Source organism: Yersinia artesiana (genome assembly GCF_902726545.1).
GTDB classification, from domain to species: Bacteria; Pseudomonadota; Gammaproteobacteria; order Enterobacterales; family Enterobacteriaceae; genus Yersinia; species Yersinia artesiana.
On record NZ_CACVAD010000004.1, the window covers coordinates 77343 to 94136 of the forward strand.

Below are 16794 nucleotides of genomic sequence, written 5' to 3' on the forward strand. Positions count from 1 at the left end.
GCGCATGATATCCCCATGACTGGTAACATATTATTACCCTAACGGATGAAATTCCCGTCAGGGTGATTTTTGCCGTGGCAATAATTATGACGCAGTTTATTGTTTGTATAACTGTTTGAGCGCGATGGTGTGCCGCTCAAACAAAGCGATTCTTCACTCACCGGAGGTTAATTACCCAGTGGACCCTGTTCCCTCAATCTACACCCTTTGGGTGTACCGATAAGGTAATCCCCCGTCTGACGTGGCTGCCTTATCGGATAACAATCTGATAAGCAGTCACTACGCATTATCCCTGCGTTGGTTTCTGCTGCTGATGTTTTTGCCCTCTCTACGGCAGGTTTGCCGTGGGCGCTACCTGAAGACAATTCAGGTATGACAGTAAGGTTTGAACCATGCAAATTAAAAATTTCACCCGCCAATTGCTCAATGTATTGAGCCGCAACCTGCCCCGCCGCCTGATCCGGCGGGAAACCATGCTTGAGGGGGTTTCAGCAGGAAGTACGGCAAAAGATATCCCGGCAGAACTGGCCCGGCAACGTTTGCAGTGTGCCAATGAAACGCCACAGCAGCTTTATCAACGCTTTCACAGCCACCCCGAAGGCTTGACTGAGCAAGAAGCCGAGGCTATTCGCTTAAATTGTGGCAGTAATTTGATTGAAAATCAGCAGGCTACCCCTTGGTGGGTTCACCTATGGCACTGTTATCGCAACCCCTTTAACTTGCTATTGACCATTCTGGCCTTGATTTCTTACGCCACGGAAGACCTCACCGCCGCGCTGGTGATTGGTGCCATGGTATTGATTTCCACTCTGATGCATTTTATTCAGGAGGCTCGCTCTAACCGCGCCGCAGATGCGCTGAAAGCCATGGTCAGCAACACCGCCACAGTGCTACGCAGTGATGCACATAGCGGAAAAAGCGAACATCGCGAACTGCCGATATCTCAATTGGTGCCTGGCGATATTATTAAACTCTCTGCCGGTGACATGATCCCGGCTGATTTGCGTATTCTGGTGGCAAAAGATCTGTTTATCAGCCAGGCCGCTCTGACCGGCGAATCTCTGCCGGTGGAGAAAGTGGCGCAGTGCCGGGAGTGCAATGAACAGAATCCCTTAGAGCGGGATACCCTGTGCTTTATGGGCACCAATGTAGTGAGTGGATCTGCGCTGGCCATCGTTATTGGCACCGGTAACCAAACCTATTTTGGCCTGTTAGCTGAGCGAGTGACCCATCAGGATGAACAGCCCAATGCTTTCCAGAGTGGTATCAGCAAAGTCAGCTGGTTGTTGATTCGCTTTATGTTGGTCATGACTCCCATTGTGTTGTTAATCAATGGGTTTACCAAAGGTGACTGGTGGGAAGCGGCACTATTTGCTCTCTCGGTTGCCGTGGGTTTGACCCCGGAAATGCTGCCGATGATCGTCACATCCACATTGGCAAAAGGGGCGGTAAAGCTGTCAAAACAGAAAGTTATCGTCAAACGACTGGATGCTATTCAGAACTTTGGCGCGATGGATGTTCTGTGCACCGACAAGACCGGCACCTTGACCCAAGATAAGATTATACTGGAAAGCCATACCGACGTATTTGGAACCAATTGTGAACGTGTAATGCGCTATGCCTGGCTCAACAGTTACTACCAAACCGGCTTGAAAAACCTGCTGGACGTGGCGGTGCTGTCATCCATGACCGATTCATCCCAGTCTGCTGAAATACTGGCGGATTACCGCAAAATCGATGAAATTCCATTCGATTTTGAGCGCCGCCGGATGTCCGTGGTGGTCAGCAATAAGCCCGATTATCACGAGCTAATCTGCAAAGGCGCATTGGAAGAGATGCTGTCTATTTGCCGCCATGTCCGTCAGGGTGATGACGTCATCCCCATGACCGACGTGCTGCTGGCGCGTATCCGCCGCGTTACCGATGAGCAAAACCAGCAAGGGCTGAGGGTGGTTGCCGTCGCCACGCGGATTTTGCCAGCATATCAGCGAGATTATGCGGTTATCGACGAATATGACCTGATTCTTGAAGGCTATATCGCCTTCCTCGATCCGCCGAAAGAGAGCAGCGCGCCCGCACTACTGGCATTGAAAAACAGTGGCGTCAGCGTCAAAATTCTTACCGGTGACAATGAGTTAGTGGCGCGTAAAGTCTGTAAAGATGTCGGGCTGCCTGTCGAAAAAGTTTTGCGTGGCAGTGATATCGAACAAATGAGTGAGGCAGAACTGACGCAAGCTACTCGCACCACCACCGTATTTGCGAAACTGACACCGATGCATAAAGAGCGCATCGTGCAAAATCTGCGAGAAGCGGGCCATGTGGTGGGCTTTATGGGCGATGGTATCAACGATGCTCCGGCACTGCGAGCGGCGGATATCGGGATCTCAGTAGATTCAGCGGTAGATATTGCCAAGGAAGCGGCTGATATCATTTTGCTGGAGAAGAGCCTGATGGTGCTGGAACAGGGCGTGATAGAAGGCCGCCGCACCTTTGCCAACATGCTGAAATACATCAAAATGACCGCCAGTTCTAACTTCGGTAATGTTTTTAGTGTGCTGATTGCCAGTGCATTTTTACCCTTCTTACCGATGCTGCCGCTGCATCTGCTAATCCAGAACCTGATGTATGATATTTCTCAGATTGCCATTCCGTTTGATAATGTTGACGAAGAGCAACTGGCAAAACCACAACGCTGGAACGCCGGCGATCTTGGGCGCTTTATGGTGTTCTTTGGGCCGATAAGTTCAATCTTTGACGTTTTGACCTTCAGTTTAATGTGGTGGGTATTTAAAGCTAATACGCCGGAAATGCAGACCTTGTTCCAGTCTGGCTGGTTCGTTGAAGGGCTGCTGTCCCAGACCTTAATTGTGCATATGATTCGCACCCGTAAAATTCCCTTTATTCAAAGTCGCGCTTCATGGCCGTTGTGTCTGATGACACTGGCAGTGGTGGTAGTCGGTATCGGGCTGACCTTCTCGCCACTGGCCGGATTCCTGCAATTACAGGCACTACCACTCTCATACTTCCCGTGGCTGATGGTGATTTTGGCAGGTTACATGGTGACGACACAATTAGTGAAAGGGTGGTTTGTCAGGAGATATGGCTGGCAGTGATTCGGATTTAGTTATCGGTTCGGTTGATATGGGATCGGTGAAGTATTAACAACCGAACTCATCACCGTATAACACCACCGAGTCGATCATTCACTTAATCGGATAAAAATAAAATACGATTTAAATTCGACTCAAACAATCAATCGCAATAGCCTTAAAACTAGCAAAATTCTGGCTGCTCAATAAACGGCTCATCGAGCGCTCGCGCACAAAGGTCACGAACAAATCATAAATCGCCATTGCTTCCTCATAATCGCTTTTGCTGATAGCTAACAGGAAAATGACATGAGCCACTTCGCCATCCCCCCAGGCAATGCCATTAGGTGCCAACAAAGTGACCACGACTGTTTTCTTGGCTAATAGGCCCAGTGAATGTGGCAATGCTATCCCTTCACCCAGCATGGTAGAGACAATCGCTTCTCGCTCCACCACTGACGGGTAGAAATCCGCATCCACAAACCCTTCTTCTTCCAACTGACTACAGACTTTTTTAAACAACTGTTCCTGCGTCATCGGCTGGTCGATAATCATAAAGTGATGACTATCAAAGAACTTTTCCAACATGTAAGGCCGGGTACGATCAACCAAGACCAACTTACCCAGTTGCTCTAACTGATATTCCGTCGGGAAGGGGGACATCACGACTACCGGCTTGTTCTTTTCCGTGAGTCGCGAATTCGAAATAATGAAATCTTCGTCGATATGGTCAAGATTTTCGTAATCACGCAGGGAAATGGTTTGAGTCATCACAATTTGCGGATACTTACGCGAGATCTGCGCCTGAATCATTCGGGTAGTGGAATTACCGGTATCACACACCAGCATCACCTGCGGATGGCGCTGATAACCAATGTTGTAATGGCGCTCCAAACCCACCCCTATGTGCAACACCAGATAGCCAATTTCATTTTCACTTAAGCTGTAAGGCGTATATTTTCCCCAACTGGAAACCGCCGCCAATGTGACGTCATAGGCCATCGGGTAATGCTGTTTAATATTGGATAACAATGGGTTAGGGATCGTAATCTGATACTTCACCCGGGTTATCATGGTCTTGATATGGGTGAGTAAATCAACCCGTAGCTGCTTATCGCCCTGCAAATTGTAGTTATAGTGAGCATTAATGTACGAGAGGATGTAGTCCACCAGCGTCTCTTCGTCATCGGCATTGATTTCACTCGGACGGCTGGTATTTAGCTGACTGGCCTGCACCCGGCGGGCGGCAATATTCACGCGTAAATAAGCTTCTTCTGCGGCTGAAATATCCTTCCCTGACAGCAACTTAAGCTCCGTAGCCAAACGGCCCGAGGCCAACTTAACTGCCTCATCCACATCTTCGGCATCAAAATCAGATAAGGGATAACCGTCGGTGATACGTTTTATTGCCACCGCACAGTAGAAAATCAGGTATTGCTCGCCTTCATCGGTTAACCGTACGGCATATTGTGCGAGTAATTCATGCAGCAGCCGCGTCAGATCCGGAATGGTTTGGATACTTAAAAACTCATTCTTTAATAACGGGTTATCGGCATCTTGCAGTTGTAACTGGAACAGTAAATCTGTCAGGCAGGTACGGATAGCCAACTCAGTGCCAAACAACTTCATGCCATATCGAGGCTTGGTTTCGATGGTCAAATGATAGCGGTTTAACCTTTCTCTCACCTCAGCCATATCATTTTGCAATGTGCCGCGGCTGACAAACCATTCATCGGCTAAATCTTCCAGCTTCAATGAAAAGGCAGAAGTCAAAAAACGGATTAACAGATAATGCACCCGCTCATTGGCGGTGCGCGGCGTCAGGTGCATCTTGCGATTTTGCTGCTGTAGGCTACGGAAGCGGTCGGCATCTTCCACCATCAACCGGTAACCGAAGCCACGGTTATGCACAAAGTGCGCGCCATAATGCTCCAGGATCTCATTCAACGCCGTAATATCAGCCCGTACAGTACGTGTCGAGACCGCAAAACGTTTCGCCAACTCCTCCTGAGGTAGCGTTTCCGATTGCAGCGCATCGAACATATAGGCCAGACGTTGATAGGGAAATCTCACTGCTCCACTCCGTTGCTCAGAATATTAGGCATCCCCCTGACAGTATGACCGCAGGGGGCGCGTACCTCGTATCAAACTTTATACCAATAAATCACCAGGTTATTGCACTATCTTTTTCACGATATCCAATAATGCTTTCACATCTTCCGGGCGGGTATTGCCGGTCTTGCTATCAATAATCGAGCTATAGATATGCGGGATAACTTTCGTCACACCCGCATCCAGCGCGATTTGCACAATTTGTTCGAAATTATCCAGACCAATGCCGCCGGTTGGCTCCAGCCAGAAACCGGTTGCAGCGCATGCCTCGGCAACAAAACGGTATTCATCGATAGAATCCAACCCATTCATCGGGAAGAATTTTACCGAGCTGCCGCCCATATCTTTCAACATCGCAATGGCGGTGGTGACCGTTACAATCGCGTCTTTTTGCTGTGAACTGAGCGGGCCGGTTGAAATCTTCACATAACCGACTTTACCGGTCGGTGATATCAGGCCGTTGACCACAGTATCGTGCTGGCCCAGCAAGGCACGGCTGGCACCGACGCCAGTAAACACCTGATTCACATGCTGCGGCTGTACCTGTTGCGAAATCTGACTCACCATCACCGACTGCCTGGGGTCACCCGCACCTAGCCCCACCGACAAAGCATTGTCGATAAGGGCTGCGTACTCACGCATGTCTTTGACGGCACTGTCGACATCCGGATAATTCTTCGATAACACGCCCACCAGCACATAGCCTTCAGCAGCCTGATAAATCGCGCGCGCATTGTCTTTAGAACCGGCCAACACATTCAAGCACACCCGGTCACGGTAATAATTGGGGGTCAGTTTCATTGGTTAAGCTCCTTTAACCAGCCGGTTAATACAGGTGTAAATAGTCTCAAGCTGCGCTGGCGTGACACTGCGCACATCTACCTCAATCTTGCCTTCGTTGGCTTTGTAAGCACGGAAGTAAATAGCAATATCGCCATTTTTTAGCGCATCAACCAAATCGGGTGTCGAACGGCCAATTTTCGCTTCATCAAAACTGATTTCCGTGCGGGCAATATCGCGCCCCGCCGCATCCCAAACCACTTTGGCTGAAACACCATCGATAGTATTCAACTGACTGATAAACGGTGTCATTTTCTCTATCATCTGCTGGCCGGTTTCTTTCTCCAGCGTGATGTAACTTTCAATCGCGCGGGTCAAGCCAAGGATGCCTTCTTTACCCACTTTCATTGCTCGCCCGATGCCGTTTGATTGCAATTTCACCCAATCTACATAGTTTTTTTTGCCCAAGACCAAGCCACTGGTTGGGCCTTCAATCGCTTTGGCTCCGCTGTAAATCACCAAATCAGCGCCCATTTGGTAGTAGCACTGCAAATCTTCTTCCGCAGCCGCATCAACAATCAATGGCAGTTGATGCTTGCGTGCAATCACCACCGCCTGTTCAACCGACAGAATACTTTTTTGCACACAATGATGGGATTTTATATACAAGATCGCCGCAGTATTCGGTGTGATCGCAGCTTCCAACTGTTCTGGTAAACACTCATTAGCATAGCCCGCTTCCACCACTTTGCCGCCGCCCAATGTCACCATGGTATCGACTGGCGCACCAAAGTTAACATTGTGGCCCTTGGGTAAAACAATTTCATGGGGTACCGTGCGTGGTGCGGCGTGCAGATTCACCAGTAAATTGGCGTTGTCTTTGACAATCACGGCCGCGACCGACTGAGCAATCCCAGCCGAGGCACAAGACACCACCACGGCGCTTTCTACATTCAATAACTTCGCAATATAAGCGCCGGTTTGATTCACTAAATCTTTCATGACAAAGTAATGATTCAGGCCCAACTCTACGGCTTCGACCACATCCTGTCGTGGCGTCGAAACACCCAGCATCGTCATGCGGCCAGAAGCATTAATGACATGCTTTAACTGGTATTTTTCATAGACTGAAGACATCTTTTGACTTCCCTTCATCAGTTAATACTAAGTCACCAGCGACGACCGCAGCCAGTGGCACCAGATACTTGTCGCCAGTTACCGATTTCCCTTCTGAATCATTGAACACTTGAGGTTGCTGTTTCAGCTCAAAAATAGTGAAATCAGCATCATAGCCTGTATCCACCACCCCTTTATCGGTCAGACGGAGGGCATGCGCGGCATTTTCTGTCACACAGCGAATAACTTGCTCAAGGCTCAGACCGAGGGTGAAAAATTTGGACATCACGGTCGCCAGGCTATGGACTGGCCCGTTCAGGCGATTGCGGCAATAAATGTCAGAACTGATAGTGTGCGGATAAATACCTTGCTTGATAGCAAGCTCAGCCACATCAAAGCTAAAACTGGCGCTGCCGTGACCCACATCTAACAATACGCCGCGTTTCAGCGCCCTCTGGATAGATTCACGTAATGCGCCAGCAGGCGTTAAAATTCGGTTCGGTTTGCCGTTATAGCAGTGGGTTATGATGTCGCCCCGTGTTAATAAGTCGGCAATTTCATCCAGATCCGGTGGGTTATTACCAATATGCACCATCAGCGGCAACTGATTGTTTTCTTGCTGAATTTCTTTAGCGCGCAGCAAAGGTTTGATGCCGTTTTTACCGACCACACTGCTGCTCATGCGCGCTTTAATGCCAATAATAAAACCGGGATTGCGGGCTATCGCCTCGGTCACACTTTGCTTATCAATCTGCGCCATATCGGCTAATTCGTTTTGTGTCACGATGCCGGTTTTCGCAATATTCAGAAAAGCATAAACATGGGTTTTAGCTGCACGGGTTAAGCGGTAAAAATCGTCCACATCATTGGCACCGGTGCTACCCGCATCCACCACCGTGGTGACGCCACTGGCAACCCCGACTAAATCAGCCTCATCATGATAAATAGGTGATGCGGGGTAACAGTGGACATGGGAATCAATCCAACCTGCGCTGAGGTAATATTTCCCCGCCAAATCCAACACTTTTTTAGCGGAATAAATCTGAGATTGTGTCTGATTTTCAGCAATAGCCACACTGACCGCGACTATTTTTCCGTCATTAATGGCAATATCAACCTGGCGACCGTCAACTAATAGTGCTCCGGTAATAATAAAGTCATACATTATGTTCCCCTTCTTACTTGACGTCGCAGCGGAGTAAATATCCAGTTATTTGAATATTTACTCCGTGGATTAGGAAATGGCGACTGGGAAAATAGAACCTAAAATCATAGCCCCCAGAATAGCGCCACCGGTAATAGGTTTGTTCCAGAGATAAAACAGTAATGCACCAGCTAAAGAACCAATCCCAATTGGAATTGACGCCGTAATAGCAGACAAAATAATCAATGGCCCCAAGAAACGGCCAGATGAATTACCTGCCCCCATCATGACATCAGCACCGTAGGTTGAATTACTTTGGTTAATAGTGAATTTACGCGCCAAAATAATCAGATAACCGATAGCTAAACCAATAATCAGGCCAGTAACTAGAGAAGCGGCGAAATTAGCAACCGGGAAGACAAATCCGGCCCCCAGCAATAATGCTGGCACACCCAAACCAACACCAGTTTGAATGGCACCGCCGATATCTAAAATACCGACCAGTGAACCTTCAATAATTCGGGCGAATAAGAAGCTGGCACCAAACGCTGCAACTGCACCATAAACACCGGTATCCATACCTGCACGTAGCATTGAAACAAAAGCAACTTCGTTAAATGCGCCGATCCCATATAAATAATACATATGGGTACCCGCAAATACGCCGGAGGATAATAATCCTACAAAGATCGGAAATGACCAGTCGGCATACCAGAAATTATTCTTGGTTTGTTCATCCATCATCAAGCTCCTCTCGCTGTGTTATTTTCCGCTTAATGCGTTATGAATAGTATCGAGCCATACTGGTGCACTCAGACTGAATGATTCCAGGAATTTCAGATCGAATCCGCGGAAGAAACCACTGAGAACGAATAACAGAACAATCACTGTCATCATGATTTTAGTGACTTTATTCCAGCCACTTTCTTCAACACCTTTCCCAATTAAAATACCCAAAACCAGGCCCGGTACTGCGTTACCCATAATTAACTGCGCCAAACCACCAAAAATAGTGGCCCAGAAACCAGAGCGACGCCCTGCATCAATTGCAGCTAACCAGAAAATAACCGGCATCACAGTGTTAACCAGAATATTTGCCGCCGGTACCAGCACTTTAATTGCCGTGACTTGCAATGCCGCAGGAACTGCTGATGCTGTGGTATTTAAGAAACTGACCACAATAACCCCGATAATTCCGCAGGCAATCGCCATCTTTTTCGGGTTATGCATGGTTTCCGCCACATTGCGATTTTTAATCATCAATGCTGCGGCCCCCCAGTTAGGAATAATGCGGTGGTCAACGTCTTGAGTAAAAGCACCTGCTGCCACTGAAGAGGCCCAGGCGTTGAAGAAGAATCCTAATCCAAAAGAGAAATGCGAAGCCGGATCACCCTCACACGAGTTTAACTCGCCCAAAGTACGAAACGCCCCCATTCCCTGTATGGTTGGTGCATGGAACATGCGGGCGGCTCCAACACCAACCCCCACACCAACCAGTCCGCCGATAATAATCGACTTAAAAAGAATGATTAGAAACATCAGTATATCCTTTTCATTTAGATATGAAGACGACCTTATCTGTATTAATAATTGTCACACTCAGGGTAATATCTAATTCGACGCTGTAAGTTTTTCTTTCCCGTGGCAGGAAAAAGAATAAAAACTTTTCATTTTTGACTGATAATTCTGCTTTTAATACTTTTACGTCTTGTGGTTCAATCCGCAGCAAAATATTTTGTGTCGACTTCAACACTGTATTTTGGACATTACCGAGTGCATTGGCGAAGGCTTTACCTTTAGTATCGCCTTTGCCTTTTACTTGCACCTGAGTGGTATATTGCTCTTTCATTACGCTTGACCATATTTCTTGATATAGGCTTCCACTAGCTTTTGTCCTAATTCTTCTTTATCCATAAATCCGAAACCTAATACCTTGCAGCCTTCGTTTATTGCCGTCACACCTTCTTCCACTGAACGCATGCCGTATTTTGCTTTGTAACCATATTTATTTTGTGCTGTAATAGCACCCGCGCCACCACTACCACAGAATGAAATACCGAAATCTGCTTTTTCGCTATTCATCACATCACCCAGTTTCATATCTGCGGCCACACCGGGAATAACCACCACGCGGCCACCAGCCAATTCAACGCCTTGTCCGACTTTCTGGCCTTTTCCTAAGCGGTCGCCAATCACAACGGTAATTTGACTCATAGTTTCTTCTCCAGATCAGTATTTATGGGTTATTATCTTTCGCTACTTCAAAATGCACCGACAATAAATAAGCTTCTTCAATAGGTAAGTTAGGAAATTTATCAACCACCTGCTGTGCCATTTGCATCGAATGTGCTGAAATCTCATCAAATAATGATTTATCCACTTCTGGTAACGGCTCGCCTGTTATTGAGCGCAACACCATAGCCCGAATGTGTGATGTCAACATTTGCTGTTGAACTGCATTGGTAAAAATATTTTCGGCATTTAACATCGCGGTAATTTCAGCTAATACCCGCTCAGTGATGATAATGGCCTCTTTCATTCCAGGGTCTTCGGCTGCATTCAATGCGGCTACATCATTCACGCTAGCAATCCTCTATTCCTTGCTGCTACAACCCGATGACTGCAAAGATAAGCTCAGTTATTTATTCGACCTTGCCTCTGCGCGATAACATCACCCTACCTGCAAGCGGAATAGCTGTGTAGCGGCATTTTTTCCAGTTCAAAGTGGAAATGTAATGGAGTGAAGGGATCACTTTCGCAAATAGCGATGTTAGATAGCTAACTTAATCATTAACAACAAAATAACTTTTATATAAATGCACAGCGAAAGCGGGTAGTGGAAAAAAGTTCGTGATCCGGATCTCTTTCTTTTCTGACCGGAAGGGCCTAATATCAGACTAATATTAAGCTATTTTCTAACACCCCCTCTCCTATGGCGTGGGGGTGTTGTTTTTATGTTTTGCTGAAATTGAAATTGGAGAGTGGTATGACCAAGCCAACCATCACGATTAACGAGCTGGATGCTGAACGTTTGGATGCGTTACTGGCGCAACCGGCCTTTGCCGGTTCAGTGGTCGCAACAGCGCTCAATGAAGAACTGGATCGTGCAGAAATTCTGCCGCCGAATGCTATCCCGGCTGATGTAGTGACCATGAACAGTCGCGTGCGTTTTCGCGACCTGAATAGCCAGGAAGAACATATTCGCACCCTGGTTTACCCAGCGTCGCTAAAAGACAGCAACGAGCAACTCTCCGTCATGGCGCCTTTAGGTGCAGCATTGTTGGGATTGCATGTTAATGACGAAATTAGTTGGAAACTGCCGGGTGGGGATGAAGCCCGCATTACGGTGCTGGAATTGCTGTATCAGCCGGAAGCGGCCGGTGAATATCACCGCTAATTGATGTTATGAGGGTAACGACCTGAAACCATTACCCTCTTTCCCGATCAGCGGTACTTTTTGTGATAAGTATCGCGCGTCGATTTAAAGTCTTGTGCCGCCTTTTTAGCTTCATCTAGCTTGCCTTGATCGGCCAATGCCAGTGCACCATCAATCTTCCCAATCAATAAGTCCAAACCGTGACGGAAATCTTTCACCTCGGGGCTATCCTCGGCTTTATTTTTCAATTTGGTAGGAATCCCTTTCTGCGCATCAAGTGCTGCCGCTCGCATCGCCTGTAAGCCTTTCTTGATGACATCAGTAGAATCAGCTTTCAGCACTTTGCCGTAATTCTCAGCAATGGTGTCCATGTTATCAGCCACACTCGCTGCCATAGCCAGGCTACTGGCACTGAGTAACGCCGCCGCGATTAATGCCATGATTGTCTTGCCCATTTGCGCTCCTTATAATTATTGTTAATTTAATAGTTACATTGCTCCTACTTAACATAGGCAATGAGAGCGGAAAGTGACAATAATTTTTGTCATCAGTTGAGAAATGGAACTGGATTGGATTTAAACCAAAAAAAAGCTGGCAACAGATGCCAGCCTTAGATTCACAGAGACAATTTATTATTCGCCCGCAATCTTCATGGCAGGTAATAAAATAGAGCCACATTGAATGTTACTGCGCGTTTCGATGTCACTGCCGATGCTGACGATGTTACGTAGCATGTCTTTCAGGTTGCCAGCGATAGTTATCTCGCTGACCGGATACTGAATTTCACCGTTTTCGACCCAGAAACCGGCCGCACCACGTGAGTAATCACCGGTCACGGTGCTGACACCCTGGCCCATTAATTCAGTTACCACCAAACCTTTATCCAATTGCTTAAGCATTCCCGCGAAGTCCTGCCCCTGACCAGCAACACGCCAGTTGTGGATACCACCTGCGTGCCCGGTGCTTTGCAGCCCCAATTTACGGGCAGAATAGCTGGTCAGCAGATAGGTTTGCAGCACACCGTCCTTGACGATTTCACGTTGCAGCGTCCGCACACCTTCACTGTCAAACGGCGTCGAAGCCAAACCACGCAGTAAATGTGGATGCTCTTCAATCGTCAGCCACTCAGGCAAAATCTGCTTGCCGAGATGGTCGAGTAAGAAAGTGGATTTACGATAGATATTGCCGCCGCTGATAGCCGACACCAAATGCCCAAACAGGCCAGTTGCCACTTCTGCGGCGAACAGCACCGGCGACTGCATGGTGGGCAACTTACGCGGCGATAAGCGGGATAGAGTACGGCGAGCGCACTCTTCACCCACCCATTCCGGGCTGGCCAGATCTTCCATTCGACGGCCAATGGTATAGGCGTAGTCTCGTTCCATATCCCCGTTATGCTCGGCAATCACACTGCTGGAGAGTGAGTGGCGGCTGGAGCAGTAGCTCTGCAACATACCGTGGCTATTGCCGAATACCTTAATGCCGTAATGGCTGTTAAAACTGCCACCTTCGGTATTGGTAATCCGCTTGTCAGCCTGCAATGCCGCTTGTTCTGCCCGAGCGGCCAGCAAGATACCTTGCTCTGCATCTAAATCACTCGGGTGGAACAAATCCAAATCCGGCGCGTCAAAGGCCAGCAGCGATTTTTCAGCCGGGCCAGCGTAAGGATCAGGGGAGGTATAACGGGCGATATCCAACGCCGCCTGCACTGTACGAGCGACCGCATCTGGGTTTAAATCGGTGGTGGAAGCGCTGCCTTTACGCTGCTGGTGATAAACGGTAATTCCCAGCGCACCGTCGCTGTTGAACTCCACGTTTTCCACTTCACCAAAGCGGGTGCTAACGCTGATTCCGGTGGTTTTACTGACGGCAACTTCGGCCGCATCAGAACCCGCGCGGGCCAATTCCAAAGCTTGTGCAACAGCTTGTTCCAGCGTTTTACGCTGTTCTGCAACTTGAGTGACTACTTTCATCAGTCTGCCATAATTAATGAGATAATCGTTCAGGAAAGTGTCGTCATGAAACGACTTACACGGATAAAATAGAGAACGCCATGGTTCTGAGTCTATCAGAGATCTTTGTACAATTTCGCAGAAAGCCAACAACCTGCTACGATTAGCCTCTTTTTAAGGAATTTGACCATGAACAAACAGCCCGAAGACTGGCTAGATGAAGTCCCAGAAGATAAAAACGACGATGACGATGAAATTATCTGGGTCAGTAAAAGTGAAATTAAACGTGATGCCGAAGCGCTGAAAGATCTCGGTACCGAGCTGGTTGAGCTGGGTAAAAATGCACTTGAGAAGATCCCGTTAGATGAGGATCTGCTGGCTGCTGTTGAATTGGCACAGAAAATCAAGAAAGAAGGCCGCCGCCGCCAAATTCAGTTAATTGGTAAAATGCTGCGCGCCCGCGATGTTGAGCCGATTCAAACCGCGCTGGATAAGCTGAAAAATCGTCATAATCAGCAAGTCTCGCTGTTCCATAAATTGGAAATACTGCGCGATCGTTTGGTGGCAGAAGGCGATGATGTCATTCCAACCGTGTTGGAATTGTATCCAGAAGCTGATCGCCAGCAACTGCGTAGCCTGGTGCGTAATGCCCAGAAAGAGAAAGCGGCGAATAAACCGCCGAAATCATATCGTCAGATCTTCCAGTATCTGCGTGAATTGGCTGAGAAGCAGTAATCATCGGGCGGCAAACGAGCCTATTCAATCAGGCGTAGTTATCGGGCGGGGTCGGACTAATCCGGCTCCCGACTCAATAAGCGTCTCATTTAGGTAATATTGAAACGTAAGCTGCCCGCCAACTCCTCTTCCGCCTCTTCGAACAATAAAACTATTGCCCCAAAACGGCGTTTCCGGCGGTGATTGAAATGAATAAATTCAATCTCTACCGGTAAAGCTATCTCGCCTGTTACCACATCCCACAGCGCATCCAGATTGGCACCAAAACTTTCGCTCAGCGCAAATTTTTCGGAAAATGCGCGGTAAAAAGCAGGAAGATCAGGTATATGGTCAAAATCGAATACCACTTTTACCATCTTTTCACTCCATCCGAATGAAATGCTTGTAGTGATCCTGAGTGAGATAAATCAGGCCGTCATTGGAGTAAAGCAAGCGATCAGTACCACGATGCCCACAGCGATAATTCACATCAGCTTCACGCCAGTTGCGGCCTTTGGCTTCAGGCAGTTGGCGTTCACGGTTAGAAAAACGATCACCACCAATCGCTTTTCCCGGTAACACCTTGCACAAATTCCCCTCTTTGGGGTTCCAGCCCTTTTCACGCGCCTGTTGTTTGGTGATGTAATAATCCGGCAGGCGCTGATGGGCTTGCAAGTATTTGACGACCTGCTGGTGCTGAGTCAGTTGCTCAATAGAGGCAGGAGCCGATAACTGCGGGCGTTCAAGATCCGGCGACTGACCAATATCACGGGCAGTGACATTATCAACGCCCTGGAACGCCACCACCACTAGCAGCAATAGCGCCGCCAGAATGGCCATAAGTCGTTTATTCATGGTTCTCCTTAACCTTCGGGCTTCCAATCATGGTTTGACTACTCATCGCGATCATCCACGGCCTGCCATAACTTTAATCTGAATTATAAATTGCCCAAATGCAGGGTTTTCACTTCCATAAATTCATCCAACCCCAGCACTGAACCTTCGCGGCCAAGGCCTGATTCTTTAACGCCACCGAAAGGTGCCAGCTCAGTTGACACCGAGCTTTCGTTCACACCAATCATACCGCTTTCCAGCGCATCTGAAACCCGGAATACCCGTTGTAAGTTCTGAGTATAGAAATAAGCTGCCAATCCAAATGGAGTATTATTCGCCCGCTGAATGGCTTCTTCTTCCGTTTTGAAGCGGAAACACGCAGCCAGTGGACCAAATGTCTCTTCAGAAGCCACTTTCATTTGTTCGGTGGCATCAGCAATAACAGTCGGTTGGAAGAAATTACCGCCCAAGGCGTGGCGACTGCCACCGGCCAATAATCGCCCACCTTTCTCAAGCGCATCTTTTACGTGGTCTTCCACTTTCTCCAGACCGGCCAGGTTAATCAGCGGCCCCATGTTGACATCTTTATCCATGCCATTGCCGACTTTCAGTTTTTTAACTTCAGCGGCCAGGCGGGTAACAAACTCGTCGTAAACGCTATCCTGAATATAGAAACGATTGACACAAACACACACCTGCCCGGCATTGCGGAATTTACAAGCCATGGCTCCCGCGATGGCAGCATCTAAATCGGCATCATCAAATACGATATAGGGTGCATTCCCGCCCAGCTCCATGGAGATTTTCTTCATGGTAGCGGCAGCATTGCGCATCAAGGTCTTGCCCACTTCGGTCGAACCGGTAAAGGAGATTTTGCGTACTTCAGGGCTGGCCATGATGGCATCGCTGATAGCATGGGTATCACCGGCAACACCATTGAGCACTCCTGCTGGTACCCCCGCCTGTTCAGCCAATGCCAGTAAAGCAAAAGCGGATAACGGTGTGTTATTGGCCGGTTTAATCAGCCCGGTACAACCTGCCGCCAGTGCTGGCCCGAGTTTGCGGGTGAGCATCGCCAGTGGGAAGTTCCACGGCGTGATAGCCGCAACCACACCGACCGGTTCACGGGTCGCCAGAATGCGGGCACCTTCTTTGGCTGGAGGAATGATTTCGCCATTGGCACGCTTAGCCTGCTCACTAAACCATTGAATAAAGCTGGCGGCATAAGCAACCTCGCCTAATGCTTCTTTCAATGGTTTACCTTGCTCAGAAACCATTATCTCGGCCAATGACTGTTGATGTTCCATTATCAACAAATACCAGCGCTGTAGAATCTCTGCTCGCTGTTTAGCAGGAGTTTTGCGCCAGGCAGGAAAAGCTTTACTGGCGGCTTTAATCGCGGCCTCGGTTTCATGTTTACCGGATTTAGCCACTTTTGCCACCAATTCACCGGTGGCAGGATTGCGAACCTCGAAAGTATCCTGCGCCTGATGCCAGGTGCCGCCAACGAAGTAGCCGATATGATAAACACCGTCACTGTGTCGCTGGGGTTGTAATGGATTGCGTGATGGGGTGTCTGATGGATTATGTGATGGATTATGTGATGGATTATGTGCTGACATCTTGTCGACCTCCGGCGGGAAATGATGCCCCCCATCAATGGAGGGCGAGGAAGGA

17 protein-coding genes are annotated in these 16794 nt (G+C 48.3%); 3 read left to right on the plus strand and 14 right to left on the minus strand.

The window, feature by feature from the left end; genetic code table 11:
• Nucleotides 1–392 precede the first annotated feature (392 nt).
• Entirely contained in the window at nucleotides 393–3113 is a 2721-nt protein-coding gene (gene mgtA, locus HU019_RS01955) for a magnesium-translocating P-type ATPase (protein WP_174849146.1), read from the plus strand.
• Nucleotides 3114–3233: 120 nt separating this feature from the next.
• On the opposite strand, the gene HU019_RS01960 is transcribed toward mgtA, so the two are convergent.
• The 9 genes from HU019_RS01960 to HU019_RS02000 all read right to left on the minus strand — a co-directional run bounded on the left by HU019_RS01960 (nucleotide 3234) and on the right by HU019_RS02000 (nucleotide 10822).
• Complete coding sequence (locus HU019_RS01960; protein ID WP_174849147.1) at nucleotides 3234–5162, minus strand: BglG family transcription antiterminator; 1929 nt, start codon at nucleotides 5160–5162, stop codon at nucleotides 3234–3236.
• Between the two features lie 99 nt (nucleotides 5163–5261).
• Nucleotides 5262–6002 (minus strand): 2-dehydro-3-deoxy-phosphogluconate aldolase, encoded by a 741-nt coding sequence (gene dagF / locus HU019_RS01965; RefSeq protein WP_174849148.1) that lies wholly within the window; start codon nucleotides 6000–6002, stop codon nucleotides 5262–5264.
• Between the two features lie 3 nt (nucleotides 6003–6005).
• Entirely contained in the window at nucleotides 6006–7118 is a 1113-nt protein-coding gene (locus tag HU019_RS01970) for a DgaE family pyridoxal phosphate-dependent ammonia lyase (protein ID WP_174849149.1), read from the minus strand.
• Nucleotides 7102–8262, minus strand: a complete 1161-nt coding sequence (locus tag HU019_RS01975) for an amidohydrolase/deacetylase family metallohydrolase (RefSeq protein WP_174849150.1) — start codon at nucleotides 8260–8262, stop codon at nucleotides 7102–7104. The genes HU019_RS01970 and HU019_RS01975 overlap by 17 nt, the downstream gene beginning before the upstream one ends.
• Before the next feature lie 69 nt (nucleotides 8263–8331).
• Nucleotides 8332–8982: a DUF4310 family protein gene (locus HU019_RS01980; RefSeq protein ID WP_025376851.1), complete on the minus strand. Its 651-nt coding sequence runs from the start codon at nucleotides 8980–8982 to the stop codon at nucleotides 8332–8334.
• Nucleotides 8983–9003: 21 nt separating this feature from the next.
• Nucleotides 9004–9780: a DUF4311 domain-containing protein gene (locus HU019_RS01985; protein ID WP_004392358.1), complete on the minus strand. Its 777-nt coding sequence runs from the start codon at nucleotides 9778–9780 to the stop codon at nucleotides 9004–9006.
• Nucleotides 9781–9793: 13 nt separating this feature from the next.
• Nucleotides 9794–10090, minus strand: a complete 297-nt coding sequence (locus HU019_RS01990) for a DUF4312 family protein (RefSeq protein ID WP_174849151.1) — start codon at nucleotides 10088–10090, stop codon at nucleotides 9794–9796.
• The gene (locus HU019_RS01995; protein ID WP_174849152.1) at nucleotides 10090–10455 is read right to left on the minus strand and encodes a glycine-rich SFCGS family protein; all 366 of its coding nucleotides are present in this window, start codon (nucleotides 10453–10455) and stop codon (nucleotides 10090–10092) included. Before HU019_RS01995 ends, HU019_RS01990 begins: the two co-directional genes overlap by 1 nt.
• Before the next feature lie 22 nt (nucleotides 10456–10477).
• The gene (locus HU019_RS02000) at nucleotides 10478–10822 is read right to left on the minus strand and encodes a glycine dehydrogenase (RefSeq protein WP_005174305.1); all 345 of its coding nucleotides are present in this window, start codon (nucleotides 10820–10822) and stop codon (nucleotides 10478–10480) included.
• Nucleotides 10823–11227: 405 nt separating this feature from the next.
• Between HU019_RS02000 and rnk the strand changes: the two genes are divergently transcribed.
• Complete coding sequence (gene rnk / locus HU019_RS02005) at nucleotides 11228–11638, plus strand: nucleoside diphosphate kinase regulator (RefSeq protein WP_005174306.1); 411 nt, start codon at nucleotides 11228–11230, stop codon at nucleotides 11636–11638.
• A 47-nt stretch (nucleotides 11639–11685) separates the two neighbouring features.
• Here rnk and cybC read toward each other — a convergent pair whose 3' ends face one another.
• Nucleotides 11686–12072: a cytochrome b562 gene (gene cybC / locus HU019_RS02010; RefSeq protein WP_174849153.1), complete on the minus strand. Its 387-nt coding sequence runs from the start codon at nucleotides 12070–12072 to the stop codon at nucleotides 11686–11688.
• A 177-nt stretch (nucleotides 12073–12249) separates the two neighbouring features.
• Nucleotides 12250–13590 carry a metalloprotease PmbA gene (gene pmbA, locus HU019_RS02015; protein WP_020282726.1) on the minus strand — a complete coding sequence of 447 codons (1341 nt, stop codon included), beginning with the start codon at nucleotides 13588–13590 and terminating at the stop codon, nucleotides 12250–12252.
• Nucleotides 13591–13758: 168 nt separating this feature from the next.
• Here pmbA and yjgA point away from each other — a divergent pair, with 168 nt between their 5' ends.
• Entirely contained in the window at nucleotides 13759–14304 is a 546-nt protein-coding gene (gene yjgA, locus HU019_RS02020) for a ribosome biogenesis factor YjgA (RefSeq protein ID WP_174849154.1), read from the plus strand.
• A gap of 89 nt (nucleotides 14305–14393) precedes the next feature.
• On the opposite strand, the gene HU019_RS02025 is transcribed toward yjgA, so the two are convergent.
• The 3 genes from HU019_RS02025 to HU019_RS02035 form a co-directional block, all read right to left on the minus strand.
• Nucleotides 14394–14660, minus strand: a complete 267-nt coding sequence (locus HU019_RS02025; protein ID WP_004392366.1) for a barstar family protein — start codon at nucleotides 14658–14660, stop codon at nucleotides 14394–14396.
• Between the two features lie 4 nt (nucleotides 14661–14664).
• Complete coding sequence (locus tag HU019_RS02030; protein ID WP_174849155.1) at nucleotides 14665–15138, minus strand: ribonuclease; 474 nt, start codon at nucleotides 15136–15138, stop codon at nucleotides 14665–14667.
• Between the two features lie 83 nt (nucleotides 15139–15221).
• Nucleotides 15222–16739: an NAD-dependent succinate-semialdehyde dehydrogenase gene (locus HU019_RS02035; protein WP_174849156.1), complete on the minus strand. Its 1518-nt coding sequence runs from the start codon at nucleotides 16737–16739 to the stop codon at nucleotides 15222–15224.
• Nucleotides 16740–16794: the final 55 nt, after the last annotated feature.

Coding starts and splice junctions, on each gene's coding strand:
- mgtA (WP_174849146.1), top strand. CDS start 393: ATGCAAATTAAAAATTTCACCCGCCAATTGCTCAATGTATTGAGCCGC.
- dagF (WP_174849148.1), bottom strand. CDS start 6,002: ATGAAACTGACCCCCAATTATTACCGTGACCGGGTGTGCTTGAATGTG.
- HU019_RS01970 (WP_174849149.1), bottom strand. CDS start 7,118: ATGTCTTCAGTCTATGAAAAATACCAGTTAAAGCATGTCATTAATGCT.
- HU019_RS01975 (WP_174849150.1), bottom strand. CDS start 8,262: ATGTATGACTTTATTATTACCGGAGCACTATTAGTTGACGGTCGCCAG.
- HU019_RS01980 (WP_025376851.1), bottom strand. CDS start 8,982: ATGGATGAACAAACCAAGAATAATTTCTGGTATGCCGACTGGTCATTT.
- HU019_RS01985 (WP_004392358.1), bottom strand. CDS start 9,780: ATGTTTCTAATCATTCTTTTTAAGTCGATTATTATCGGCGGACTGGTT.
- HU019_RS01990 (WP_174849151.1), bottom strand. CDS start 10,090: ATGAAAGAGCAATATACCACTCAGGTGCAAGTAAAAGGCAAAGGCGAT.
- HU019_RS01995 (WP_174849152.1), bottom strand. CDS start 10,455: ATGAGTCAAATTACCGTTGTGATTGGCGACCGCTTAGGAAAAGGCCAG.
- rnk (WP_005174306.1), top strand. CDS start 11,228: ATGACCAAGCCAACCATCACGATTAACGAGCTGGATGCTGAACGTTTG.
- cybC (WP_174849153.1), bottom strand. CDS start 12,072: ATGGGCAAGACAATCATGGCATTAATCGCGGCGGCGTTACTCAGTGCC.
- pmbA (WP_020282726.1), bottom strand. CDS start 13,590: ATGAAAGTAGTCACTCAAGTTGCAGAACAGCGTAAAACGCTGGAACAA.
- yjgA (WP_174849154.1), top strand. CDS start 13,759: ATGAACAAACAGCCCGAAGACTGGCTAGATGAAGTCCCAGAAGATAAA.
- HU019_RS02025 (WP_004392366.1), bottom strand. CDS start 14,660: ATGGTAAAAGTGGTATTCGATTTTGACCATATACCTGATCTTCCTGCT.
- HU019_RS02030 (WP_174849155.1), bottom strand. CDS start 15,138: ATGAATAAACGACTTATGGCCATTCTGGCGGCGCTATTGCTGCTAGTG.
- HU019_RS02035 (WP_174849156.1), bottom strand. CDS start 16,739: ATGTCAGCACATAATCCATCACATAATCCATCACATAATCCATCAGAC.